This window comes from Sphingobium sp. TKS, from assembly GCF_001563265.1.
Lineage (GTDB): Bacteria > Pseudomonadota > Alphaproteobacteria > Sphingomonadales > Sphingomonadaceae > Sphingobium.
Map to the genome: position 1 here is coordinate 2940274 of NZ_CP005083.1, position 23369 is coordinate 2963642.

Consider the following 23369-nt stretch of genomic DNA (forward strand, 5'->3'; position numbering starts at 1 on the left):
GCGCATCGATGCCGGTCGATCAGGGACCGGGTTAGAGTTGGATCGCCCCTTTCTTTTCCTTCAGGCCCGAACGGATACCGGGGCTTTGTGGCCCGGATGACAAGCATGGGACACGGAAAAGATGAGCAATGATCTACCACAAACCCTTGGCATCGACATCTCCAAAGCAACACTCGATTGCCATGCCCACCCTGCCTCAGCTGCCCGGCAGTTCCCCAATACCACCAAGGGCCACAAGGCGCTGATCGCATGGCTCGAACAATGGACAGTCGCGCAAATCGCCTATGAAGCAACGGGAACTTACCATCGTGCAATAGAACAGGCGCTCGCTCACATACCCTGCGTCAGGCTCAATCCCGAACGAGCCAGGCGCTTTGCTCAGGCCACCGGCACCCTCGCCAAGACCGACCGCATCGATGCCGCCCTGCTGGCCCGCATGGCAGCCACCGTGCAACCTCCCATCAGGCCAGCGCCATGTGCAAATCAGGTGCTGCTGGCCGAACTCATCAATGCCCGCGACGGACTAGTTCGGGATCGTACTGCACTCAAGAACCGAGATCAGAAACTCACCATTCCTTTCCTGAAGCGCCAGTGCAGGCAGCGCCTCGACCAGATCGCACGCCATATCGAAGCACTCGATGCTGAAATCGCCCAGATCATCGCTGCTGATCCGGCTCTGGTCCGCCGCCATAACATCCTCACCAGCATCGATGGCCTCGGAACGCTGACCGCCAATCAACTCATCGCCATCATGCCCGAACTCGGCAGCCTTGATAACAAACAGGCCGCATCACTCGCCGGTCTCGCTCCTGTCGCCAGACAGTCCGGCCAGTGGAAAGGCAAGAGCTTCATTCGAGGCGGCCGCGCAAACGTCCGCAAAGCCCTCTATATGCCTGCCCTCGTCGCTGCCCGCTTCAACCCCAATCTCAAGGCAAAATATCGACAACTCATCGCCGGCGGAAAACCACCAAAACTCGCCATCACTGCCGTCATGAGAAAGCTCATCGTCACCGCAAATGCCCTGCTCAAGGCAGATCGCATCTGGCGCAAATCACTCGCTTGACCATCACGGATACTCTAATACTTACTCCGTCATCCCCGCGAAGGCGGGGATCCATCTCTTGACCTCACGTCCAAAGGATAGGCTGGGAGATGGATTCCCGCCTTCGCGGGAATGACGAGGAAAATCAGAACTCGATCAAGGCCGTCTTGGTCTTGAGGTTCGCCATATAGGCTTCCCGCCCCAGATCCTTGCCGATCCCCGACTGCTTATACCCACCAGTCGGCAGGATGAAGTCATTGCTCCGTCCATAGCGGTTGACCCACACCGTCCCGGCCTCCAGCGACCGCGTGGCCCTGAGCGCCCGTGCCACATCGCCGGTATGCACGCCCGCCGCCAGCCCATAATCGCTGTCATTCGCCAGCGCATAAGCCTCTTCCTCATCGGCAAAGGTCTGGACCGTCAGCACCGGCCCGAAAATCTCGCCCTGCACGGCTTCGCTCTTCTGGTCGACACGCCCAAGCAGCGTCGGCGCGAAATAGCTGCCCTCCTGCGGCGCAGTCGCCCGTCCACCACCGACCAGCACTTCGGCCCCCTCGGATATGGCGCGCTTGACGATGCCGTCCATCCGGTCGAGCTGCCCTTCGGAAATGATCGGCCCCAAAGTCGTATCCGTGCGCCAGGTCGGCCCCGCCTTATGTGCGTTGAAGGCAGCGACCACCCGGTCGATCACCTGATCCGCCACCTTTTCCTGCACCAGCAGCCGCGAACCAGCCACGCAGACTTGCCCGGCATTGAGCGTGATCGCCCGCGCCACAATAGCCGCAGCCTTATCCAGCCCGGCATCGGCAAAGACGATCTGCGGGCTTTTCCCGCCCAGTTCCAGCGTGACCGGCTTGGGTCCGGTTTCCGCGCAGGCCGCCATGATCGCAGCCCCCGTCCGGGTGGATCCGGTAAAAGTCACCTTCGCAACTTCCGGCCGCCGCACCAGCGGATCGCCCACCGAGCGCCCATCGCCCTGCACGACATTGAACACGCCTGCGGGCAGACCAGCCTCGATCGCCAGTTCCGCCAGGCGCACGATGCTGAACGGCGTCATCTCCGAAGGCTTCAGGACGACGCTGTTCCCCGCCGCAATGGCCGGCGCGATCTTCCAGCCCGCCATCACCAGCGGCAGGTTCCATGGGCTTATCGCCGCCACCACGCCATAGGGTTCCGTGATGGTCAGCCCCAGCTTGTCCGGCGTCGTAGCCGCCACTTCGCCGCCGACCTTGTCCGTCCATTCCGCGAAGAAACGGATCGTTTCGGCGGTATAGCTCAAGTCCCAGGCGTTGATCTCGTTGATCGTACGGGTCGAACCCAGCGCTTCCAGCGGCGCCAGATTGGCCGCATCCGCCTCGATCAGATCGGCCCAGCACCGCAGCACTTTCATCCGGCCCCGCGGGTCGGTCTGCGCCCAGCCGCTTTTCTTGTAAGCGACCTGCGCATTTTCCACTGCCTCGGCCAACTGCCCTGCGTCCACGCTATCCAGTTCCGCCTGAACCCGCCCATCCGAAGGCCGCCGTACCGTGATCGCCTGGCCCCGCCCTTCGACCCGGCGGCCGCCGATGAAGTTGTTGGCCTTGGCCAGACTGATGAGATCGGGGTTGAAACCGTCCACGGCATAATCTCCTGCTACGCGCCTGCGCAGTAAAATAGGGTAGCGCGGCGGCATTTGTTGCAGTTGCGCCGGAAAGACTGCGCGATATTCTTCCAAAAAAAACGCGAAGGCGGCAGCCAATGCTTGGCAGCGTCCCCTAATGTCCGGATCACTGATTCATGACCAAAGGCGGTTTCCCTTCCCGCCAAGGAGCAAGACGCATGGCGACAGGCATAGAGGCGATGGTGGACCTGCGGCGCATGACCGCAGAGGATCTGGCCGCCGCCCACGACCTTTCCCACGAACAGAAATGGCCGCACCGGATCGAGGATTGGGAGATGCTGTTCCAGCTCGGCTTCGGCTATGTGGCGGAGCGGGACGGCCCGAACAACCAACGGGAAGTGATCGGCACCGCCATGGCCTGGCTCTATGGCGATGACGCCGCGACTCTGGGCATGGTGATCGTCTCGCCCAAGGCGCAAGGCCTGGGGATCGGCCGCCGTCTGATGGATGCGGTGCTGCACGATCTAGGCGATCGCACGGTGATGCTGAACGCCACCGACGAAGGCGCGCCGCTCTACCGCAAGCTCGGTTTCGAACCGGTCGGGCCGGTGTTCCAGCATCAAGGCGCGGCCTTCGCGGTCCCGATGGCCGAACTCATCCCCGACGAGCGCGTCCGTCCACTCGGAAGCAAGGACATGGATGTGCTGCGCGATCTCGCCCGGCAGGCGACCGGCATGAACCGCGACGCGCTGCTGGACGCGCTGGTCCCCGGTGCGCAGGGAGTGGTGCTGACGCGCAGCAATGAGCCGGTCGGCTTCGCCCTTTTCCGCCGCTTCGGGCGGGGCTATGTGGTCGGACCGACCGTCGCGCCCGACACGGGCGGGGCAAAAGCGCTGATCTCGCATTGGCTGGGATCGAACAGCGGCATGTTCTGCCGGCTCGACGTGCCGGAGGAAAGCGGATTGGGCGGCTGGCTCGATGAGCTGGGCCTGCCCTGCGTCGGCCGCGTCATGCGCATGGTGCGCGGCAAGCCCATCGATGCCAACGCCCCGGTCAAGACCTTCTCCCTCACGACACAGGCTCTCGGATGACACTCTCGCTCAACAACCCCTCGCTGCTGATCGAACGCGCCTTCATCGGGGGCGAATGGGTCGGTGCACAGACTGGCGCGACGCTGGATGTCGACAACCCGGCGACGGGCGCGATCATCGGCACAGTTCCCGATTGCGGCGAGGCGGATACGCAGGCTGCCGTCGATGCGGCGCATGCGGCATGGCCTGCGTGGCGCGCGAAAACTGCCGGCGAACGGGCGGCGGTGCTGGAGCGCTGGCATGCGCTGGTGATGGATAATTTGGCCGATCTCGGCCGGATCATGACCGCCGAACAGGGCAAGCCCACGGCCGAGGCGGAGGGCGAAATCCGCTATGCGGCAAGCTTCATCAAATGGTTCGCCGAGGAAGGCCGCCGCATCGATGGCAGCATCATCCCCGCGCCGGAAGCCAATCGCCGCATCCTGGTGATGAAGGAGCCGGTCGGCGTGTCGGCGGCGATCACCCCCTGGAACTTCCCGGCGGCGATGATCACCCGCAAATGCGCACCGGCGTTGGCGGCGGGATGCCCGGTGGTGGTGAAGCCTTCGGAGCTGACGCCCTTCACCGCACTGGCGCTGATCAAGCTGGCCGAGGAAGCGGGATTCCCCAAGGGCGTGATCAACATCGTCACCGGCCAGGCCGCCCCGATCGGCAAGATACTGACCGGCAGCGAGACCGTGCGCAAACTGTCCTTCACCGGATCGACGGCGGTCGGCGCATTGCTGATGCGGCAGAGTGCCGACACCATCAAGCGCCTGAGCCTGGAGCTGGGTGGCAATGCGCCGCTGATCGTGTTCGACGATGCCGACCTTGACCTCGCGGTCGCGGCGACCATGGCGAGCAAGTTCCGCAACGCCGGGCAGACCTGCGTCTGCGCGAACCGCATCCTGGTGCAGGACGGCGTGTACGAAGCTTTTGCCGAAAAGCTCGCCAAGGCCGTCTCCGCGCTGAAGGTTGCGCCGGGCGATCAGGACGGCAGCACCATCGGACCGCTGATCAACCGGGCCGCGGCCGAAAAGGTCGAGGCGCATGTCGAGGATGCACTGGCTCATGGAGCGACGATCTTCGCCCGCGCGCCCCAGGGCGCAAGTGGCGAACGCTTCGCCACGCCCGTCATCCTGACCGGCGCCACCCGCGACATGCGGCTGGCACGCGAGGAAACGTTCGGCCCCGTCGCCCCGCTGTTCCGCTTCGACGACGAGGAAGAGGGCATTGCCCTCGCCAACGACACCAGCTTCGGCCTTGCCAGCTATTTCTACACCGAAAACCTCCACCGCGCCTTCCGCGTGGGCGAACGGCTGGAGGCGGGCATGGTGGTGCTCAACACCGGTGGGATCGCGATGGAAATGGCGCCCTTCGGCGGCATCAAGCAATCGGGTCTGGGCCGCGAAGGCGCGCATGCAGGGATCGAGGAATATCTGGAGACCAAGGCGTTCCATATCGGGGGCCTGAAGCTCTGACACATAGGAGGCGCGAAACCCCAGATCCTGCATGCACGGGTCAGGGTTTCGCCTTCCTGACGCGGTTCATCCGCATTTCTCAGACGCAGGAAAGATCGCCATGACACGCAAATACAGCATCTCCGTCATCCCCGGCGACGGCATCGGCAAGGAAGTCATGCCGGAGGGCATCCGCGTCCTTGAACGCGCAGCCAGCCTCTATGGCTTCACCATCGATCAGAAGTGGCATGATTTCGCCTGCTGCGACTATTACGCCAAGCATGGCCAGATGATGCCGGACGATTGGAAGGCGCAGATCGGCAGTCCCGATGCGATCTTCTTCGGCGCGGTCGGCTGGCCCGATACTGTGCCGGATCATGTCTCGCTCTGGGGATCGCTGCTCCAGTTCCGGCGCGAATATGATCAATATGTGAACCTGCGCCCGGTGCGGCTGATGCCCGGCGTCCCCTGCCCGCTCGTGGGCCGTGAGCCGGGCGATATCGACTTCTGGGTCGTACGCGAGAATACGGAAGGCGAATATAGCTCGGTCGGCGGCAAGATGTTCCCCGGCACGGATCGCGAAGTCGTGATCCAGGAAACGGTGATGACCCGCCACGGCACCGACCGCGTGCTGCGCTACGCCTTCGAACTGGCGGCGACGCGGGAGCGCAAGCATGTCACCTCCGCCACCAAGTCCAACGGCATCGCCATCACCATGCCCTGGTGGGACGAGCGGGTGGAAGAGATGGCGAAAAATTATCCGACCGTCACCCATGACAAATATCATATCGACATATTGACGGCGCAGTTCGTGCTGAACCCGGACCGCTTCGATGTGGTGGTGGCGTCCAACCTGTTCGGGGATATTTTGTCGGACCTTGGCCCGGCCTGCACTGGCACCATTGGGGTTGCGCCTTCGGGCAATATCAACCCGGATCGGACCGCGCCCTCGCTGTTCGAGCCGGTGCACGGTTCCGCGCCGGATATTGCGGGCTTGGGGTTAGCCAATCCGGTCGGCCAGATCTGGTCGGCGGCGATGATGCTGGAGCATCTGGGCGAAGCCGAAGCCGCCGCCGGGATCATGCGCGCGGTGGAGACTGTGCTGGCGGAACCGGGGCTGCGGACCGGCGACCTCAAGGGCAAGGCCAACACCATCGAGTGCGGCAAGGCGATTGCTGACGCCCTTTCCTGAAGCCTTAAAGCGGCGCAGCAGAAAATGCTGCGCCGCTTCCTCAAAAAACCGCGTCCCTCCCATCCACCTCTGCAAATTGGCGCATCCGACCGCGGGCGCGGGATAGTCTGATCCCATAACCAACACCGCGAGTTTCCTGATGACGCTGACTCCCAACCGGTCCCTGATCGACATCGACCGCGATCACCTGATCCACCCCGTCACTTCCTTCCGCGGCCATGAAGCGCGCGGCGCGACACTGCTGCAAAGCGGCAAGGGCATGTGGCTGGCCGACATGGACGGCAATCAGTTGCTCGATGCCTTTGCGGGCCTGTGGTGCGTCAATGTCGGTTATGGCCAGGAAAGCATCGTCGAGGCCGCGGCGGAACAGATGCGCCGTCTGCCCTATGCGACGGGCTATTTCCACTTCGGGTCGGAACCGGCGGTGCGGCTGGCGGAAAAGCTGGTCGACCTCAGCCCGGAGGGGCTTGAGCATGTCTATTTCACCCTGGGCGGGTCCGATGCGGTGGACTCCGCGATCCGTTACATCGTGCATTATTACAACGCGACCGGCCGTCCCAACAAAAAGCAGTTCATCGCGCTGGAGCGCGGCTATCATGGTTCCAGCACAACGGGTTCCGGCCTGACGGCGCTCACGAATTTCCACCGCAATTTCGACCTGCCGCGCCCCTGGCAGCATCATATTCCCTCGCCCTATCCCTATCGCAGCGACCTGACCGACGATGCCGCGACTATTGCCCGCTCCGTCCAGCAACTGAAGGACAAGGTGACGGAACTGGGAGCCGACACTGTCGCCGCCTTCTTCTGCGAACCGATCCAGGGGTCCGGCGGCGTCATCGTGCCGCCCAAGGGCTGGCTCAAGGCGATGCGCGACACCTGCACCGAACTCGACATATTGTTCGTCGTCGATGAAGTCATCACCGGCTTCGGCCGTACCGGGCCGCTGTTCGCCTGCGAGACGGAAGATGTGTCGCCCGATCTCATGACGCTCGCCAAGGGTCTCACCTCCGGTTATGTGCCGATGGGCGCGCTTCTGATGTCGGATAAAATCTATCAGGGCATTGCGGACGGTGCGGCGCCCGAACTCGCCATCGGCCATGGCTTCACCTATTCGGGCCATCCGGTGAGCGCGGCCGTGGGTCTGGAAGTGCTGCGGCTCTATATCGACGGCGGCATCCTTGCCAACGGACAGAATGTGGGCAAACGCTTCGACGCGGGTCTGGCGGGCCTTGCCGACCATCCGATGGTGGGCGACACGCGCGGGCGCGGCCTGCTCGGCGCGATCGAACTGGTGGCGGACAAGGCGACCAAGGAACGCTTCGATCCCTCGCTCAAGATTCCCGACCGGCTGTTCGCGCAAGGCTATAGGAACGGCGTCATTTTCCGGTCTTTCCCCGACAATATCATCGGCCTTGCCCCGGCGCTCTGCGCGTCGGACGGGGAGATGGACGAGATTTTCGCACGCATTCGCAGGACACTGGACGATCTGCTTGAAGAAGCGGATATTCGTGCGGCGGTGGGATAAGAAAACGGGGGAGCAAGGCATATGTTGGGTGGCCCAAGACTGGACCGGATCGACCTCAAGATCCTGACGCAGCTTCAGCAATCCGGCCGCATCACCAATGTCGAGCTGGCCGATGCGGTGGGCCTGTCGCCCAGCCCCTGCCTGACGCGCGTGAAACGGCTGGAGAAGGCGGGCTACATCACCGGCTATGGCGCGCATATCAACCTGCACAAGCTGGGCGAGTTTCTGACCGTCTTCACCGAAGTCACCCTGACCGAGCATCGGGCGGGGGACTTTTCCCGTTTCGAAACCCGCATCCGCAAGCTGGACGAGATCGTCGAATGCCATCTGGTCAGCGGCGGATATGACTATCTGCTGAAATTCGTGACGCGCGGCGTGGCGCATTATCAGTCGATCATCGAGGGGATGCTGGAAAGCGACTATGGGATCGAGAAATATTTCAGCTATGTCGTGATCAAATCGCCGTTCATAAAGCATCATTATCCGATCCAGCATCTGTTCGGTGAGCAAAAATGATCGACGACCTGCTTGAGCCGCTGATTGCCTTTCGCCGCGATATTCACGCGCATCCGGAACTGGGTTTCTGCGAGCATCGGACGGCCGGGCGGATCGCGGAGCAGCTTCGGGCGCTGGGGCTGGAGGTGCATGAGGGGATCGGCGGCACCGGCGTCGTCGCGGTGCTGAAAAACGGTTCGTCAGGCCGCAGCATCGGCCTGCGCGCCGACATGGACGCGCTGCCGATCCATGAGCAGACCAACCTGCCCTATGCCAGCAAGACCGAGGGCAGCTTCCATGGCTGCGGCCATGACGGCCATGTCGCGATGCTGCTCGGCGCGGCGCAGCATCTGACGCGCAGCCGCCATTTCGACGGCACGGTGAATTTCTTCTTCCAGCCCGCCGAAGAGGGTCTCGGCGGCGCCCGCGAAATGGTGAAGGAGGGATTGTTCGACCGTTTCCCCTGCGACCGCGTATTCGGGCTGCACAACTGGCCGGACCTGCCCGCCGGGACCATCGCCACCCGCCCCGGCCCGATCATGGGCGCGGCGGACAAGTTCGAGATCACGCTGGAAGGACGTGGCGGCCATGCGGCGATCCCGCAGGATACGCCGGATGCGATCCTCGCCTCCGCCAGCCTGGTTTCGCAGTTGAACACCATCGTGGCGCGCCGCATTCCCGCGACCTCCTCGGCGGTACTTTCGGTCACGCAGATTCACGGCGGCCATGCGCATAATGTGATCCCGGCGACGGTGAAGGTCGTCGGCACGGTACGCACGTTCGATCCCAAGGTGCAGGACATCGTTGAGGACGCCATCCGCAAGATCACGGCGGGCGTCGCGCTTGCCAACGACGTCATGGCGAGCGTCGATTACGACCGCTATTACCCCGCCACCATCAACGATGAAGAGGCCGCGCAGGAAGCGCTGACCGCCGCCGCGACCGTGGGCAATGCGCAGTTGGCGCCGGAACCCGCCTTCACGTCGGAGGATTTCGCCTTCATGCTTCAGGCCTGCAAGGGCGCCTATATCTGGCTGGGTCAGGCGAAGTCCGAGGGATCAGTGCCGCTGCACAACCCGCATTACGACTTCAACGACGATGTGCTGGGCCTTGGTATCCGCCTGCATGTCGCACTGGTCGAGCAGCATCTCTCCAAGGCTTGAATCGTCATTCCAGCGGAGAAGGCTTAAAGACTGAACCCAAACCCTATCACCGCCACCGTCGACTTCACCGCCTCCCCCTGCGACCGCGCCAGCGCCCGCGTCTCGCCCAGCAGGCTCTCATGCACCACGCCGGCATAAGCGTTGATCTTGTCCGTCAGGCGATAGCGCAGGCGTACCGTCGCCTCCCCTTCGGTGAAGCCCGGCCGCAACGCTTCCGCATCGATGCTCTGCGCCGACCAGCCTGCGGCGATGCGCGGTTCCAGATAAAGCCGCTCCGTGATCGGCAGGGCATAAATGACCTGCGCTTCCCCCGTCAGCCGCCCCTTGTCGGACAGGAAGGCATAGCTTTCCCAGCTAAGCCGCGATCCGATCTGCCCTTGGATGCCGATGACGGCGTGGATATCGCGGGGATGGGGTTTGAAATCCTTGCGCGCGCCCACCAGCAGCACGATATTTTCTCCGATGGTGCGGCCATAGAAGAGCCGCGCCTGCACCTCATCGATCTGCCCGCCCAGCGCGCCGCCGCCCTGGACCACCAGCATCGCCTGATCGGTGGAATCGCCATAGGAGAAGCTGCCGTCCCAGAGGAAGGCGTCGCCCTGATCTCCCGTCCGCATCTCAATGAGGTCGAAGCCGCCGCTGAGGGACGCCGCATCGTCCTGCGCCATCGCAGGTTTGCCCGCCAACAAGGCGCAGGCACAAAAAAGGAAGCCTGATAAGGCGAAGCGCACGTATCTACCCTGAATATTGTGTCATTGTGGGGGGAGATTATGGGACGCCGGACGGCGCATGCGCACGAAGGAGCCTCATCACGCCGTCGATCATGACAAGTTGCTGCCGGATGGCAGCAGATCGTGCCGCAGCCACCCGCAAGCTGCCCCGTTAGGGCTTTTTCTAAGCAAATGCGTAAAATCAAAAAGCTAGAGCAGCCGAGCCGATGCAATCGGATCGGAATCTGCTCTAGAACCAGAAGCGCACGCCCATGACGAAGCTGGTGGCATCTATCCGCTCTCCCCCGGCACGGGCGAAGCGCGCCGTATCACCCAGCTTGCGTTCCCAATTGACGCCGACATAAGGCGCGAACTCGCGCGCGAATTCGTAGCGCAGCCGCAGCCCCAGTTCGACATCCGAAAGGCCCGAGCCGATGCCCAGTTCCGGCACATCCTGCGCGGCGATGTTCACCTCCGCCGCCGGTTGCAGGATCAGGCGCTGGGTGATGCGCTGGTCATAGCTGCCCTCCAGCCGCAGATGCGCGTCACCCTTGTTCGAGAGGAAAGCCTGCGCGCCCAGTTCGAACCAATAGGGCGCGAGTCCCTCGATCCCCACCACCGCATAGGTCCGCTGCGGATCGGGGCGAATGTCGTGGCGCACGCCGGCTTCGAGGTTGAACCAGGGGTCGATCGCCCGGCTGTAGAGCGCCTGCACCTCCGCGCGTTCCAGCGCGCCGCCGACTTCGCCCTCCCCCTCGGTCTTGAAGGCAAAGCGGTTGATGTCGCCGCCGATCCAGCCCTCACCTTCCCAATGATAGCCGTCCGCGCCCTTGCCCATGCGATATTCCAGCCGGTCGAGCATAAGCTGAGAGAAGGTCATGCCGCCGCTTTCCTTGAGCATGGCGGCGCGGGCGCGGTCCATTTCGGCGGGGCTGTAAAAGGCTTCGGCGGCGTGATCGGCAGGAACCGGGGGGGCTGTGCCCTCGGGGATGTCATCATCGGCGGCAGGCTGGCCATGACCGGCATGGGGATCTGCGGCGACCTCCTCGGCGGGCGGCTGATGGGTGGAGTGATCCATGCCCTCCATGGCGCCATGATCCATCTGGCTGTGGTCCATCTGTTCCTGCGCCAAAGCAGGGAGAGCAACAGAGGCCAGCAACAGCGCGGCGGCGGAAACGAGAGTCTTCATGCCGCCTCTCCCCCATGCCGCACGGTTACGACGCGCATCATCCCGGTGTGCATGTGCATCAGCATGTGGCAGTGGAACGCCCAATCCCCCAGCGCATCAGCGGTAAGGTCGAAGCTCACCTTCCCGCCGGGCAGCACATTCACCGTATGCTTGCGCGGATTATGCTCGCCAGCGCCCGTCACCAGCTCGAAGAAATGGCCGTGCAGATGGATCGGATGCGGCATCATCGTGTCGTTGATCAGGTTCACCCGCACCCGCTCCATATGGCGGAAGGGGATGGGCTCGGCTCCGTCGGACAGCTTCACCCCGTCGAAGGACCACATATAGCGTTCCATGTTCGCGGTCAGGTGGATGTCCAACGTTCGCGTCGGCGCGCGCGTGTCGCTGTTGGGCGTAAGCGACTTGAGGTCCGCATAGGTCAGCACCCGATGCTCGACATTCTCCAGCCCCGTAGGCCGGTCGGCGGTCCGGTCGGCGGGCATGGGCGAGAGGGTGGCGACGCCCGGCCCCATCTTCACCTGCGGCGCGACCGACTTGTCGCGCATCTTCATCTTATGGCCGGACATGCTTTCATTGGCCGGTTGGCTGAGGTCGATGACGCCGCCCTGCCCCATGTCCATGCCGGACATGTCCATGCCCATGTCCTTCATGCCCAACAGCGGCCGCTCGCGCACGGCAGGCACCTCCGCCGCCATGCCGACACGCGGTGCCAGCGTAGCCCGCACCAGCCCGGATCGGTCGATCGCCTCCGCGATCAGGCCATAGGGTTTCGCTTCCGCCGGCTGCACCACCACATCATAGGTTTCCGCGATGCCGATCTGGAACTCATCGGTCTCGACCGGCTGCACATGCTGGCCGTCGCACTGCACCACCGTCATCGGCAGTCCCGGCAGGCGCACGTTGAAATTGGTCATGGCCGACGCATTGATGATGCGCAGCCGCACCCGCTCGCCCGGCGTAAAGAGGCCGGTCCAATTCTCCGCCGTGCCATGGCCGTTCACCAGGAAGCTGTAGGTCGACCCGGTGACGTCGGAAATATCGGTCGGGTCCATCCGCATCGCGCCCCATTCCAGGCGATCTTTCGCGCTCTGATCCTTCCCCGCCAGCAACCCGCTCAGCGTCTGCTTGCGCATGTTGAAATAGCCGCCCATCTGCTTGAGGCGCTTCAGCAGCACATGCGGATGAACCGGGCTCCAGTCGGACAATATGATCACATGCTCGCGCGTGGCTTCCACCGGATCGACTCCGGCAGGATCGATCACGATCGGCCCATAATGGCCGACCGCCTCCTGCATCCCCGAATGGCTGTGATACCAGTAAGTCCCCGACTGGCGGATCGGGAATTCATAGGTGAAGGTCTCGCCCGGCCTGATGCCCGGAAAGCTGACCCCCGGCACCCCGTCCATCTGGAAAGGCACGATCAGCCCATGCCAGTGGATCGACGTATCTTCCTTGAGCCGGTTGGTGACGGACAGGCGGACATTCTGCCCTTCCTTCAGGCGGATGAGCGGCGCGGGCAGCGTGCCGTTGATCATCACCGCATGGGCCGAGCGCCCTCCGGTGGAGAAATGACTCTCCCCCACGGTCAGCGCGATCGTCTCGCCGCTCAGCACGCCGGTCGCCGGGGAAAGACCCGCCGTCCCGCTCTGCGCCCAGGAAGGAAAAGCCCGGCTCAGGGCCAGCGCGCCACCAAAGCCGCCCAGCCCCCGAATGAGGCTGCGGCGATCGACGTCAGGAAGGGAAAGGGGCATGGATGGCTCTGTAATAAGGACTGTTTCCCTCTATACGCGCCCCGCCGCGCCATCCCTCAACTGTTCGGCCAATTTGTTGCGCGCGCGATAGAGCCGCGTTTCCACGGCCTTCTCGCTGACTCCCAAAATCTGCGCCGCCTCCGCCTGACTTATGCCTTCGATCCCCCGCAACACCAGCACATCCTTGAGATTGCCCGGCAGTGCCGCAATCGCCGCATGGATCCGGGCCAATTCCGCCTGAGACTGAACCGCCTCCTCCGGCGTCAGCGCAGCGTCCGCCACGACCCCCGCTTCCTCGATCGGCCGGGCGAAGGTGAAGAAACGCCGCACCGCCCGCCGCCGCGCCCAGTCATGGCATTTGTTGATCGCGATCCGCGCTATCCACAGCCGGAAAGGCCGCGCCCCATCATAGCGAGCCAGCGCGGCAAAGGCGGAAATGAATGTCTCCTGCGTGATGTCCAGCGCCTCGGTCGCATCCCCCGCATGGCCCCGCGCCAGCCGGAAAACGCCATCGCGATGCCGCCGCATCAGTTCGCCATAGGCGCTCTGCTGCCCGGCGAGTGCCAGCGCGGCCAGTTCGGCGTCGCTGCGTTCGGTGAGCGAATGGCTCACCGCGCGGGCTGGGTCAGAGCCTTGACGATGGCGGCGTCGAACTGGGCCGCCTGATCCGGCCGCAACACGGCGCGCATCGCGAAGATATGCTTCAGCGTCTCCTTTTGCAGCATCCCCATGACATGATGCGAACGGTCGACAGCTTCCCCGACTTTCGGCCCATAGCCATGCTCCGCCGCGATCGCCTGCGCCAACCGGGCGTTGTCGGCGCGCATTTCCGCCTCCATCGCCTCCCGCCGCTTGGCAAAATTGGTCTCCAAAGCATGGATGCGGGCTTCCTGCGCGGCGTCGAGCTTCAGTTTCTGGTGGATAAGGGCGTGAACCTCGCTCTCGACCCGTGGTTCGGGCGCGATCCACACCCGCGCCACCAGCACCGCGGCCAGCGCCGCCGCAAAAGCGACCAGCGCGACCAGCCCATATCGCGCTGCTCCCTTCATGGCTTACTGCCCCAGCAAGCGCGAAGGCGCGTAATCGGACATGCCGATGATCACCGGCCGCGATGCCGCCTGCGCCGAACTGCCGGGCACCACGCTGCCGACCCCGCCGATGCCGATCGCGACGATTCCCGCCAGCGCCAGGCTGCGCCGGGCCACGGCCCTTTCCCGGCGAGAGGCGAGGCCCGCCATCACCGCCGCTTCCATCGTCTCCAGGCGCGGATCGGCCGGTAGGGCGCGAACATGGCCCAATAGCTGATCGAGGTCGCTCATCACTCACACTCCCATTGCTCACCCGGAGATACGCGTCGTATCGTCCAACCCCTCATGCAAAAATTTATGCACGCTAGTCGAGGGATCGGAAAGTTCGATGCGTAATATCCCTTAACCGCAACCCGTTTCGGAGATTAATTCCATGCGTCGCATCCTCTTCACTGCTGCCATTGCCCTTGCCGCCCTGCCCTCCGTGGCGATGGCGCATCCCAAGCTGCTTTCCTCCACCCCGGCGGCGGGCGCGACGGTCGCCAAGCCGACCAAGCTCACCCTCATCTTCTCCGAAAAGATGCTGGCTCCGCTGAGTGGCGTCGACCTCACCATGACCGGCATGCCGGGCATGGCCAACCACGCGCCGATGCCGATCAAGGGCTTCAAGACCGCGGTCGAGGGCGACGGCAAGACCATGACCGTCACCCTGCCCCGCGCCCTTCCGGCGGGCCATTATGACCTCGACTGGCACCTTGTCGGCGCAGACCAGCACAAGATCGCGGGCAAGGTCAGCTTCTCGGTCAAATAAGGACGATGGACGGGGTTCTCATCGCCGCCCGCTTCGCGCTCTACGCGGATCTCGCCGCGCTCGCCGGCCTGCCCCTCTTTTGGTGGAGCATGGGCGGAAGCGCGCGGCGCGGGGTGATCGGCGCGCTGGCGGTGGGAGGGTTTGCGCTCTCCGCCCTGTGGCTGCTCGCCAGCGCGGCAGGCATGGCGGGAACCCCGCTCTTTTCGCCCGACTGGAGCGTCGTGGAGATATTGCTCAAGGAAACGCCTGTCGGAACGGTTCTGGCGGTGCGGGCGGTGGCGCTGCTTTCGATCCTGCCGCTGCTGTTCCGGCGTGGCGGAGGATGGAATGCCGCCATCGCCCTGCCCGCCGCGATCGCCGCCGCGACACTGGCCTGGTCGGGCCATGCCGCCGCCAGCGAAGGCCTTGCCGGCAGCGCCCATCGCATTGCGGACGCACTGCATGTGCTGGCCGCCGCCGGATGGTTCGGCGCCTTGCTGGCCTTGCTGGGCGGGGTTCTGGCCGGGCGGGAGATCGGGCAAACCGCCGCTATGCTGGAGCGTTTCTCGCTGTTCGGCACGCTGTTCGTCGCCATGCTGATCGTGACCGGCGCGTTCAACGCCGTGATGATCGTAGGCCTCCCCAACCTGCCTGCTCTGCTGCACAGCCGTTATGGCTGGCTGCTGCTCGCCAAGCTGGCGCTGTTCGGGGCCATGCTGCTGCTCGCCGCCGCCAATCGCTGGCGATTGACGCCCAAGCTGGAAGCGGCGCTTGAGGGCGGAAACACTGGCGCGGCGCTTAGCCATTTGCTGCTGTCGCTGCTGATGGAAACCAGCCTCGCCATCATCATCCTGGGACTGGTCGCGGCGCTCGGAACGCTCGATCCGCTGGCCTGAAATGCGCCTGGCTGGTTGAACGGCTGCAATCGGCCAGGTCGGCCATCCCATCCACCACAAACAAAAAAGGGCGCCCCGAGAGGCGCCCTTTTGCTATCGTGCCCTTGAAGGCGCCGATTACTTCTTCAGCGTCAAACCGCCGAAACGCTTGTTGAAGCGCGCCACCTGGCCGCCCTGCTCAAGCTGGCGGGTGCCGCCGGTCCAGGCCGGATGCGACTTGGGATCGATGTCGAGCGCCAGCGTGTCGCCTTCCTTGCCCCAGGTCGAGCGGGTGCGGAAGGTGGTGCCGTCGGTCATCTGGACGGTGATGAAGTGGTAATCGGGATGCGTATCGGCCTTCATGTGTCTGCTCCGTCTATGGGCCGGTTTCCGACCGGCCATGGATGCGAAAAATTGCGAAGGCGCGCGGTTACATGGCTTTCGCCGCGAAAGCAAGGGGGAGAAGCCATCCTCCCCCTTCGCCGTCAATCCTTGGGCGGATCGGCTATCATCGCGACGAAATTGGCTTCGGCATGCAGCTTGCCGTCGATCAACGCCTTGCCGCTGAACTTGCAGACGGCGCCGCGCATCTGCACCACTTCGACATGCAGGTCGAGCAGGCAGCCCGGTTCGACCGGATTGCGGAACTTCACACCGTCTATGCTCATGAAATAGACGAGCTTGCCCGAACCGGCGAGATTGAGCGACTGTACCGTCAGCACCCCCGCCGCCTGCGCCATCGCTTCCACGATCAAGACGCCCGGCATGATCGGGCGGCCCGGGAAGTGCCCCTGGAAGAAGGGTTCGTTGATCGACACGGCCTTGATAGCGTGGATCGACCTGTTGGGCAGGATCGAAACCACGCGGTCAACCAGCAGCATCGGGTAACGGTGCGGCAGCGACGCCATGACCCCACGAATGTCGAGGGGACCGATGGCGTCGGAAACCGTATCAACCTGATCCGTCATCGAGCGATCAGCGCGACGTCGGCTGCTGCGACGGGTTGGCGGGCGCGGCGGCCGGGGCAACGCCCTGGCCCTGACGGCCCGGCTGCCAGCCGGCCGGCGGGGTGATGCCGACGCTGGGCACCAGCGCGTTGAGCTGGGTCACGACCGACTGGGTGATGTCGACGGTCGGCTGATAGGACACGGTCGCGTCGGGCGACAGGATCAGGTCGACCTTCGCCTGGGTCATGGCAGCCTTGAGCGCGTCCGACAGCTTGGCCGAAATCTGTTCTTCGACATAGGCGTTGGCGAGCGCGATCGGCTGGCCCAGGCGCTGCAGTTCGGCCTGACCGTCCTGACCGGCCTTCTGATAGGCCTCATACTGGGTCTGGATCGCCGGGGTCGGCTTGTTGCCGGCCGCCTTCATCGCGGCTTCCAGAGCCGTGCCCTTGGCCTTGAGATCGGCGTCGATGGCGTTCTTGCGCGCGGTGAAGCTGTCGATCTGCGCCTTGTAGGTGGTCTGGATCTGGGTGCGCGCGGTCGAATAGGCAGCGCTGGTGGCGACGGCGCGTTGCAGATCGACGACGGCGATGCCGGTCTTCGACTGGGCAGCGGCCGGAACGCTGGTCAGCGCCATGGCGGTCATCGGCGCCAGAACCAGCGCGGCAGCCTTGAAAATCGTCTTCATCAGAATTGAGTCCCTACGTTGAAGGTGATGAGTTTGGTGTCGTCCCCTGGTTCCTTGAGCAGAGCCTTGGCGATGTCGATGCGGAACGGGCCGAAGGGCGAGTTCCAGTTGACGCCAAAGCCGACGGACACGCGCGGTTTCAGCGTGTCGCCCAGATATTCTTCCTTAAAGCCGCTGCTAACGGTGTCATAGTTGGCGGGGCACAGGGGCGCCGCAACTGTTCCCGTTGCCTTGACCGTGGTCAGCGAAGAGTTCGTGCTCGATGAGCAATAGCCTGGGAAGCCATTGTTGACGCCGCCAGCCTCGCCAATCAATGCGGGATTTTTCAGGCCGCCAACGGCACCTGCATCAACGAACACAGACGGGCGCAGACCCATTTCACGGGCACCCGAACCAAGTGGAATTTCGACCTCCGCACGCGCCATGTAATAGATGCGACCGCCGAGCGCGTCATCCGTCCGGTTGTTGGTGCCAGTCGTCTCCGTGCCGGTAAACGTGCCGTCGCTATTCGTCGTCGTGGTATAATAACGGCGTACCACACGCGGGCCGATGCCGCGGATGTCGAAGCCGCGAATCTGCGGTTCGCCCAGGAAGAAGCGATCAGTCAAACGAACCGGATCGACCAGCGCGCCCGTGGAATCCCGGCGATCGCCTTCAAGGCTGTGGATATAGCCGCCCTCTGCCGAGAGCGAGAAGATGAAGCCCTTGCCCAGCGGCCAATATTTCGAACCGTTAAGCCGCATACGCGCATATTTGACGCTACCCCCAAGACCCGCAAAATCCTGGCTGAGTACGACGTTGTTGCCACGCGTAGGACGAATACGATTGTCTCGGGTATCGTAGATCAGGGAATAGCCGATGGAAGAGGTCGTCCGTTTACCGATGGCATCGCAAAGATAACGACCTGCCAGAATCGGGTCGCACTGCAACACGCCATTCGCATCGGCGGAATAATAAGTACCCTTGTCGAGCGTCACATCGTCCAGATTGAGCGTGTAACGCAGCGCCAACGACATATATTCAGTGATCGGCACGCCCGCCCTGAGCTGGAACCCGGTGGTCGTCTGCTGATAGGTCGTGTCGCGGTCGTTATTGTTCAGATAACGGAAGCTGTTGAGGTCGCGGCGATAGATGTCGCCGCCCAGCGCGATATTCTTGTCCATGAAATAGGGCTCGGTGAAGCCCACTTCCACTGACTTGGAATAAGCCGAATAATTGACGCTGGTGCGCAGTTCCTGGCCCTTGCCGCGGAAGTTGCGCTGGGTGATCGAGGCCGAAACGATGAACCGCTCCAGCGAGGAGAAACCGGCCGAAAGCGACAGCTCGCCGGTCGATTTTTCCTGCACATTGGTTTCCAGCACGATCCGATCAGGTGCCGAACCCGGCTTCTGTTCGATATCCAGCTTTTCCTGGAAGAAGCCGAGCGAATTGATGCGGTCCTTGGACCGCTTGACGAGGAAGCTGTTGAACGCATCGCCTTCAGCCAGACGGAATTCGCGGCGGACCACCTTGTCCTGCGTCAGCGTGTTGCCGTTGATGTCCACCCGCTCGACATAGACGCGCGGCGCATTGGCGATGCGGAAGTCGATCCCCATCGTCAGCGTGTCCTTGTCGCGGTTGAAGTCCGGCGACACGTCGGCAAAGGCATAGCCGAACAGGCCCGCCGTCTCGCTCAGCGTGTCGACGGTATCCTCGACCTGCTTGGCGTTGTACCAGTCGCCCTTCTTCATCGGCAGCATCTTGGTCAGCGAATCGCCCGACAGGTCGCGAATGTCGCTGTTGACCTTCACGTCACCGAATTTGTAGCGCTGCCCTTCCTCGACCACATAGGTGATGATGAAGTCCTGCTTGTCCGGGGTCAGTTCCGCCACCGCCGAGATCACGCGGAAGTCCGCATAGCCTTCGGTCAGGTAGAATTGGCGCAGCTTCTGCTGGTCATAGGCCAGCCGATCGGGATCATAGCTGGTGCCCGAGGAGAAGATGCGGAACCAGCGCGACTGTTTCGTCACCATCTGGCTGCGCAGTTCGCCGTCCTTGAACTTCTCATTGCCGATGATGTTGATCTGGCGGACCTTCGACTTGGGCCCTTCGGAGATTTCGAACACGATGTCGACGCGGTTCTGGTCGAGCTGCACCATCTTCGGCTCGACCGTGGCGGCGAAGCGGCCCTGGCGGCGGTACAGTTCGATGATGCGGGCAACGTCGGCGCGCACTTTGGAGCGCGTATAGATCTGGCGGGGAGCCAGTTTTATTTCAGGACGTATCTTGTCTTCCTTGAGGCGCTTATTACCTTCAAGGACGATGCGGTTGATGACCGGGTTTTCCTTCACCTCGACGGTCAAGGCGCCATTGTCGTTGCGGATCTGGACGTCGGCGAACAGCTCCGTCTCGTAAAGGTCGCGCAGCGCCTGGTCGAGCGATTCCTGGGTGAAGGTCTGACCGATGCGCAGCTTGGTGTAGGACAGCACCGTATCCGGCTCCAGGCGCTGCTGCCCGGTGACGGAAATGCTGCGGATCGTTCCGGCCGCAGGTGTTGCCGCCGGGACGGGCGCTGGGGCAGCCGGTGGGGCGTTCTGGGCCGTCGCCGGAACCGCAGACATGCCCGCGATCATCGTCGTCGCCAACAGGGCCACGACGACCGGGCGCTGCCTGTTGCTGCTCATCATCGCTGTCACCCGCTCCACCTTCTACAAAAAAGCAACATGTCGTTTACGCCGGGCCATTTCCGTTCACATCCGGAAAAGACGGCGCCAAATCGCGTCCTCCTGCCCGATACGGCTCAGCCGATCAAGCCGGACAGACGATCCCAGAGACCGAAAGAGGATAAATCGTTGAATGTTACCAGCACCATCATCGCCAGCAGGACAGCCAGGCCCGAGCGATAGGCCCATTCCTGCACCTGTGGGCTGACGGGCCGCCGCTGTATCGCCTCCACCCCGTAGAACAGCAGATGACCGCCATCCAGCATGGGGATTGGCAAGAGGTTGATGAACCCCAAATTAATCGAGATGAGGGCCATGAAGAAGATGAAGCTCTCAATTCCCAGCGTCGCCGCCTGACCCGAAACCTCCGCGATCTTGAGCGGGCCGCCCAGTTCCTTGACCGACCGGCCGCCGCCGACGATCTGGCCCAGCGTCTCGACCATGGTGCGGATGATCTGACCCGTCCGCTCGATCGCGACGACCGGCGCGCGGAACAGGCTGACCGGCTCGATCACCGGTTCGCCGGGCGCCAGCCCCAAGCGGCCGATGCGGAATTTATTGCCGAAACCGTCATCTTCCTGAACCGCGCCGACCTTGCCCTGCTTTTCGAACAGCTTGCCCTTGCGGTCGATCACGATGGCGACGGGCTCGCCGGGGCGGATCTGCGCGAACAGGCGGATGTCGTCGAAGGTCGCCATTTCCCGCCCGTTGAGCGAGACGATGCGGTCCCCCGCGAGGATGCCGGCCGCAGCGGCCGCGCTGCCCGGCTGCACCTGTCCGGCGACGGCGGGCGTGCGGCTTTCGCCATGGACGAAGGCGAAGGTGGCCAGGATCAGGATGGCGAAGAGGAAATTGATCGCCGGTCCCGCCGCGACGATCGCCGCGCGCTGCCACAGCGGCTTGGCGGGAAAGCTCTGCGCCCGCTCAGCGGCGGGCATTTCCAGCCAGCGCGGATCGGCCTGGCTGGCGGCGTTCATGTCGCCCTTGAAGCGCACATAGCCGCCCAGGGGCAGCGCGCCGATACGCCAGCGGGTGCCGCGCTTGTCGACCCATGCCGCGATTTCCGGACCGAAGCCGATGGAAAACGCCTCCGCCTTCACGCCGCACCAGCGACCCACCAGATAGTGGCCCAGCTCATGCACGAAGACGAGCGGTCCGATGACTGCGACAAAAGCGAATATGGTCAGCAGGAAACCGGGATTCTGGATCAAGCGGTCAATCTTTCCATCACTAGGCCCGCCATATTACGCGCCTGCGCATCCGCCGCCAGCACATCGTCGATCTGGCGGGGCACAGGCGCGCTATAGCGGTTCAGGACATCCTCTACAATCATGGCGATATCAAGGAAGCCGATGGCGCCTTTAAGGAAGGCCGCCACCGCGACCTCATTGGCCGCGTTCAATATGGCGGGGGCCGCGCCGCCCGCCTGCGCCGCCTGTCGGGTCAGGCGCAGCGCGGGGAAGCGCAGCTCATCGGGCGCCTCGAAATCCAGCCGCCCGATCCGCGTCAGGTCCAGCGGCTGGCAGGGCGTGGCGATCCGCTCCGGCCAGGCGAGCGCATGGGCGATCGGAATGCGCATGTCGGGCGACCCGAGTTGCGCCAGGGTGGAGCGGTCGCGAAATTCGACCAGGGAGTGAATGACCGACTGCGGATGGACGAGTATCTCGATCCGGTCGAGCCCGACAGGAAAGAGATGCGCCGCCTCGATCAGTTCCAGCCCCTTGTTCATCATCGTGGCGCTGTCGACGCTGATCTTCGCGCCCATCGACCAATTGGGATGGGCGACCGCCTGCGCCGGGGTGATGCCGCGCATCTCCTCCCGGCTGCGGGTGCGGAAGGGGCCGCCGCTGGCCGTCAATGTGATTTTTGACACATCTTCCCAACGGCTTCCGGCAAGACATTGGAATATCGCATTATGTTCGCTGTCGACCGGAAGCAGCGTCGCGCCCGACGCCGCGACCGCGTCCATCATCAGCGCGCCCGCCGACACCAGCGATTCCTTGTTCGCCAGCGCCACCGTGCCGCCCGCCTTCAGCGCCGCCATGGTCGGGCGCAGGCCCGCGCAGCCGACGATTGCGGCCATGCTCCAGTCCGCGCCCACTTGCGCGGCATCGACCAGCGCGCCCTCTCCCGCCGCCACTTCCACGCCGGAACCGCGCAGCGCGTCCTTCAACGCCTCATAATGGGCGTCATGGCCGATGACGGCGAGTTTGGCATTGCTCTGCCGCGCAGCCGCGGCCAGACCCGCCACGTCGCTATGCGCGGTCAGCGCGACGACCTGATAGGCGTCGGGGTCGCGCTGGACCAGATCCAGCGTCGACATGCCGACCGATCCGGTCGCGCCAAAGATCGAAATCGTCTTCATCAGGGCAGCACCAGCATCATATAGCAGATCGCCGCCAAAGGCGCCGCCGCGACCACGCCGTCCAGCCGGTCCATCACCCCGCCATGGCCGGGAAGCAGCGTACCGCTATCCTTCACCCCTGCGCGGCGCTTCATCCAGCTTTCCAGCAGGTCGCCCAACTGCGCCGCCACCGCCAGCAGGCCGCTGGCCGCCGCGAGCTGCACCGGCAACCCGGCAAAACGATAGAGCAGGAACCCGACGAGCAGCGCCGCCAGCACGCCGCCGCCCAGGCCCGACCAGGTCTTGGACGGGCTGATGCGCGGAGCCAGCTTTGGCCCGCCAATGGACCGGCCCGCGAAATAAGCCCCAATATCGGTCGCCCAGACCAACGCCAGCGCCCAAAGGGTCAGCAGCAGGCCCGAAGGGTTTGGCGGCACCTGAGCGCGGAGATACAGCAAGGCCATCACCGGCACGACGATATAGGGCACGCCTAGCGCCAGCTTCACCGACCGGCCGACCAGCGCGACGAAAAAAAAGGCCGCTGCCATCAGCCCGAAAGCCAACCAGGACACCCCTGCGGCGAGCGGACAGAGAATCGCCAGCGGCACCGATATGGCGAACATGGCGAGCTTGCGGTTTTCCGGCGTGGCGCCCGTCAGATCGCCCCACTCCCCCTGCATCAGCACGCCCGCCACGACCAGCAACAGCCAGAAGAGAAAACCGCCCGAAAACAGCGCGCCCAGCGCCACGAAAATGAGGATGGCGCCGACGATCGCGCGCGTCCGAAGCTCGCTCGACATG

The 23369-nt window shown here is 63.8% G+C and carries 23 protein-coding genes; 9 read left to right on the forward strand and 14 right to left on the reverse strand.

Features of this window, described 5'->3' with window-relative positions; genetic code table 11:
- Positions 1-121: 121 nt before the first annotated feature.
- Complete coding sequence (locus K426_RS14620) at positions 122-1063, forward strand: IS110 family transposase (protein WP_066554315.1); 942 nt, start codon at positions 122-124, stop codon at positions 1061-1063.
- 124 nt (positions 1064-1187) lie between these two features.
- On the opposite strand, the gene K426_RS14625 is transcribed toward K426_RS14620, so the two are convergent.
- The gene (locus K426_RS14625; protein WP_237229810.1) at positions 1188-2660 is read right to left on the reverse strand and encodes an aldehyde dehydrogenase family protein; all 1473 of its coding nucleotides are present in this window, start codon (positions 2658-2660) and stop codon (positions 1188-1190) included.
- 200 nt (positions 2661-2860) lie between these two features.
- On the opposite strand from K426_RS14625, the gene K426_RS14630 reads away from it, so the two are divergent.
- From K426_RS14630 to K426_RS14655, 6 genes are all read left to right on the forward strand, one after another.
- Positions 2861-3733 (forward strand): GNAT family N-acetyltransferase, encoded by an 873-nt coding sequence (locus K426_RS14630; protein WP_066558508.1) that lies wholly within the window; start codon positions 2861-2863, stop codon positions 3731-3733.
- The gene (locus K426_RS14635) at positions 3730-5193 is read left to right on the forward strand and encodes an NAD-dependent succinate-semialdehyde dehydrogenase (RefSeq protein ID WP_066558510.1); all 1464 of its coding nucleotides are present in this window, start codon (positions 3730-3732) and stop codon (positions 5191-5193) included. The genes K426_RS14630 and K426_RS14635 overlap by 4 nt, the downstream gene beginning before the upstream one ends.
- 100 nt (positions 5194-5293) lie before the next feature.
- Positions 5294-6364, forward strand: a complete 1071-nt coding sequence (locus tag K426_RS14640) for a tartrate dehydrogenase (RefSeq protein WP_066558512.1) — start codon at positions 5294-5296, stop codon at positions 6362-6364.
- Positions 6365-6503: 139 nt separating this feature from the next.
- Positions 6504-7889, forward strand: a complete 1386-nt coding sequence (locus tag K426_RS14645) for an aspartate aminotransferase family protein (RefSeq protein WP_066558514.1) — start codon at positions 6504-6506, stop codon at positions 7887-7889.
- Between the two features lie 21 nt (positions 7890-7910).
- On the forward strand, positions 7911-8405 hold the full coding sequence (locus tag K426_RS14650; protein WP_066524286.1) for an Lrp/AsnC family transcriptional regulator: 495 nt from the start codon (positions 7911-7913) through the stop codon (positions 8403-8405).
- Positions 8402-9547, forward strand: coding sequence for a M20 aminoacylase family protein (locus tag K426_RS14655; RefSeq protein ID WP_066558516.1), 1146 nt, complete (start codon positions 8402-8404; stop codon positions 9545-9547). The genes K426_RS14650 and K426_RS14655 overlap by 4 nt, the downstream gene beginning before the upstream one ends.
- A gap of 23 nt (positions 9548-9570) precedes the next feature.
- Here K426_RS14655 and K426_RS14660 read toward each other — a convergent pair whose 3' ends face one another.
- The 6 genes from K426_RS14660 to K426_RS14685 form a co-directional block, all read right to left on the reverse strand.
- Entirely contained in the window at positions 9571-10233 is a 663-nt protein-coding gene (locus K426_RS14660; protein ID WP_145907335.1) for a copper resistance protein B, read from the reverse strand.
- A gap of 274 nt (positions 10234-10507) precedes the next feature.
- A complete protein-coding gene (locus K426_RS14665; protein WP_066558519.1) occupies positions 10508-11446 on the reverse strand; it encodes a copper resistance protein B in 939 nt (312 codons plus the stop codon).
- Complete coding sequence (locus K426_RS14670; RefSeq protein WP_066558520.1) at positions 11443-13197, reverse strand: copper resistance system multicopper oxidase; 1755 nt, start codon at positions 13195-13197, stop codon at positions 11443-11445. The genes K426_RS14665 and K426_RS14670 overlap by 4 nt, the downstream gene beginning before the upstream one ends.
- 30 nt (positions 13198-13227) lie before the next feature.
- Positions 13228-13809, reverse strand: coding sequence for an RNA polymerase sigma factor (locus tag K426_RS14675; protein ID WP_066558525.1), 582 nt, complete (start codon positions 13807-13809; stop codon positions 13228-13230).
- Positions 13806-14246 carry a periplasmic heavy metal sensor gene (locus K426_RS14680; protein ID WP_066558527.1) on the reverse strand — a complete coding sequence of 147 codons (441 nt, stop codon included), beginning with the start codon at positions 14244-14246 and terminating at the stop codon, positions 13806-13808. Before K426_RS14680 ends, K426_RS14675 begins: the two co-directional genes overlap by 4 nt.
- 3 nt (positions 14247-14249) lie before the next feature.
- A complete protein-coding gene (locus K426_RS14685) occupies positions 14250-14516 on the reverse strand; it encodes a hypothetical protein (protein WP_066558529.1) in 267 nt (88 codons plus the stop codon).
- A 142-nt stretch (positions 14517-14658) separates the two neighbouring features.
- Between K426_RS14685 and copC the strand changes: the two genes are divergently transcribed.
- Together copC and copD are read left to right on the forward strand one after the other, a co-directional pair.
- Positions 14659-15036, forward strand: coding sequence for a copper homeostasis periplasmic binding protein CopC (gene copC, locus K426_RS14690; RefSeq protein ID WP_066558530.1), 378 nt, complete (start codon positions 14659-14661; stop codon positions 15034-15036).
- Positions 15037-15041: 5 nt separating this feature from the next.
- Positions 15042-15911 (forward strand): copper homeostasis membrane protein CopD, encoded by an 870-nt coding sequence (copD, locus tag K426_RS14695; RefSeq protein ID WP_066558534.1) that lies wholly within the window; start codon positions 15042-15044, stop codon positions 15909-15911.
- Positions 15912-16028: 117 nt separating this feature from the next.
- Here copD and rpmE read toward each other — a convergent pair whose 3' ends face one another.
- The 7 genes from rpmE to K426_RS14730 all read right to left on the reverse strand — a co-directional run bounded on the left by rpmE (position 16029) and on the right by K426_RS14730 (position 23368).
- Positions 16029-16253, reverse strand: a complete 225-nt coding sequence (rpmE, locus tag K426_RS14700; protein WP_007687040.1) for a 50S ribosomal protein L31 — start codon at positions 16251-16253, stop codon at positions 16029-16031.
- A 122-nt stretch (positions 16254-16375) separates the two neighbouring features.
- A complete protein-coding gene (gene fabZ, locus K426_RS14705) occupies positions 16376-16858 on the reverse strand; it encodes a 3-hydroxyacyl-ACP dehydratase FabZ (RefSeq protein ID WP_066558536.1) in 483 nt (160 codons plus the stop codon).
- Between the two features lie 7 nt (positions 16859-16865).
- Positions 16866-17522, reverse strand: coding sequence for an OmpH family outer membrane protein (locus tag K426_RS14710; RefSeq protein ID WP_066558539.1), 657 nt, complete (start codon positions 17520-17522; stop codon positions 16866-16868).
- Complete coding sequence (gene bamA, locus K426_RS14715) at positions 17522-20188, reverse strand: outer membrane protein assembly factor BamA (protein WP_066558541.1); 2667 nt, start codon at positions 20186-20188, stop codon at positions 17522-17524. Before bamA ends, K426_RS14710 begins: the two co-directional genes overlap by 1 nt.
- Before the next feature lie 113 nt (positions 20189-20301).
- Complete coding sequence (gene rseP / locus K426_RS14720; RefSeq protein ID WP_066558543.1) at positions 20302-21435, reverse strand: RIP metalloprotease RseP; 1134 nt, start codon at positions 21433-21435, stop codon at positions 20302-20304.
- Complete coding sequence (locus K426_RS14725) at positions 21432-22589, reverse strand: 1-deoxy-D-xylulose-5-phosphate reductoisomerase (protein WP_066558544.1); 1158 nt, start codon at positions 22587-22589, stop codon at positions 21432-21434. Before K426_RS14725 ends, rseP begins: the two co-directional genes overlap by 4 nt.
- Positions 22589-23368, reverse strand: a complete 780-nt coding sequence (locus K426_RS14730; protein ID WP_066558545.1) for a phosphatidate cytidylyltransferase — start codon at positions 23366-23368, stop codon at positions 22589-22591. Before K426_RS14730 ends, K426_RS14725 begins: the two co-directional genes overlap by 1 nt.
- Between the last annotated feature and the right edge of the window lies 1 nt (position 23369).

Coding starts and splice junctions, on each gene's coding strand:
- K426_RS14680 (WP_066558527.1), bottom strand. CDS start 14,246: ATGAAGGGAGCAGCGCGATATGGGCTGGTCGCGCTGGTCGCTTTTGCG.
- K426_RS14650 (WP_066524286.1), top strand. CDS start 7,911: ATGTTGGGTGGCCCAAGACTGGACCGGATCGACCTCAAGATCCTGACG.
- K426_RS14685 (WP_066558529.1), bottom strand. CDS start 14,516: ATGAGCGACCTCGATCAGCTATTGGGCCATGTTCGCGCCCTACCGGCC.
- K426_RS14640 (WP_066558512.1), top strand. CDS start 5,294: ATGACACGCAAATACAGCATCTCCGTCATCCCCGGCGACGGCATCGGC.
- K426_RS14670 (WP_066558520.1), bottom strand. CDS start 13,197: ATGCCCCTTTCCCTTCCTGACGTCGATCGCCGCAGCCTCATTCGGGGG.
- copD (WP_066558534.1), top strand. CDS start 15,042: ATGGACGGGGTTCTCATCGCCGCCCGCTTCGCGCTCTACGCGGATCTC.
- K426_RS14630 (WP_066558508.1), top strand. CDS start 2,861: ATGGCGACAGGCATAGAGGCGATGGTGGACCTGCGGCGCATGACCGCA.
- fabZ (WP_066558536.1), bottom strand. CDS start 16,858: ATGACGGATCAGGTTGATACGGTTTCCGACGCCATCGGTCCCCTCGAC.
- bamA (WP_066558541.1), bottom strand. CDS start 20,188: ATGATGAGCAGCAACAGGCAGCGCCCGGTCGTCGTGGCCCTGTTGGCG.
- rpmE (WP_007687040.1), bottom strand. CDS start 16,253: ATGAAGGCCGATACGCATCCCGATTACCACTTCATCACCGTCCAGATG.
- K426_RS14710 (WP_066558539.1), bottom strand. CDS start 17,522: ATGAAGACGATTTTCAAGGCTGCCGCGCTGGTTCTGGCGCCGATGACC.
- K426_RS14620 (WP_066554315.1), top strand. CDS start 122: ATGAGCAATGATCTACCACAAACCCTTGGCATCGACATCTCCAAAGCA.
- K426_RS14665 (WP_066558519.1), bottom strand. CDS start 11,446: ATGAAGACTCTCGTTTCCGCCGCCGCGCTGTTGCTGGCCTCTGTTGCT.
- K426_RS14645 (WP_066558514.1), top strand. CDS start 6,504: ATGACGCTGACTCCCAACCGGTCCCTGATCGACATCGACCGCGATCAC.
- K426_RS14635 (WP_066558510.1), top strand. CDS start 3,730: ATGACACTCTCGCTCAACAACCCCTCGCTGCTGATCGAACGCGCCTTC.
- K426_RS14725 (WP_066558544.1), bottom strand. CDS start 22,589: ATGAAGACGATTTCGATCTTTGGCGCGACCGGATCGGTCGGCATGTCG.
- K426_RS14730 (WP_066558545.1), bottom strand. CDS start 23,368: ATGTCGAGCGAGCTTCGGACGCGCGCGATCGTCGGCGCCATCCTCATT.
- K426_RS14655 (WP_066558516.1), top strand. CDS start 8,402: ATGATCGACGACCTGCTTGAGCCGCTGATTGCCTTTCGCCGCGATATT.
- copC (WP_066558530.1), top strand. CDS start 14,659: ATGCGTCGCATCCTCTTCACTGCTGCCATTGCCCTTGCCGCCCTGCCC.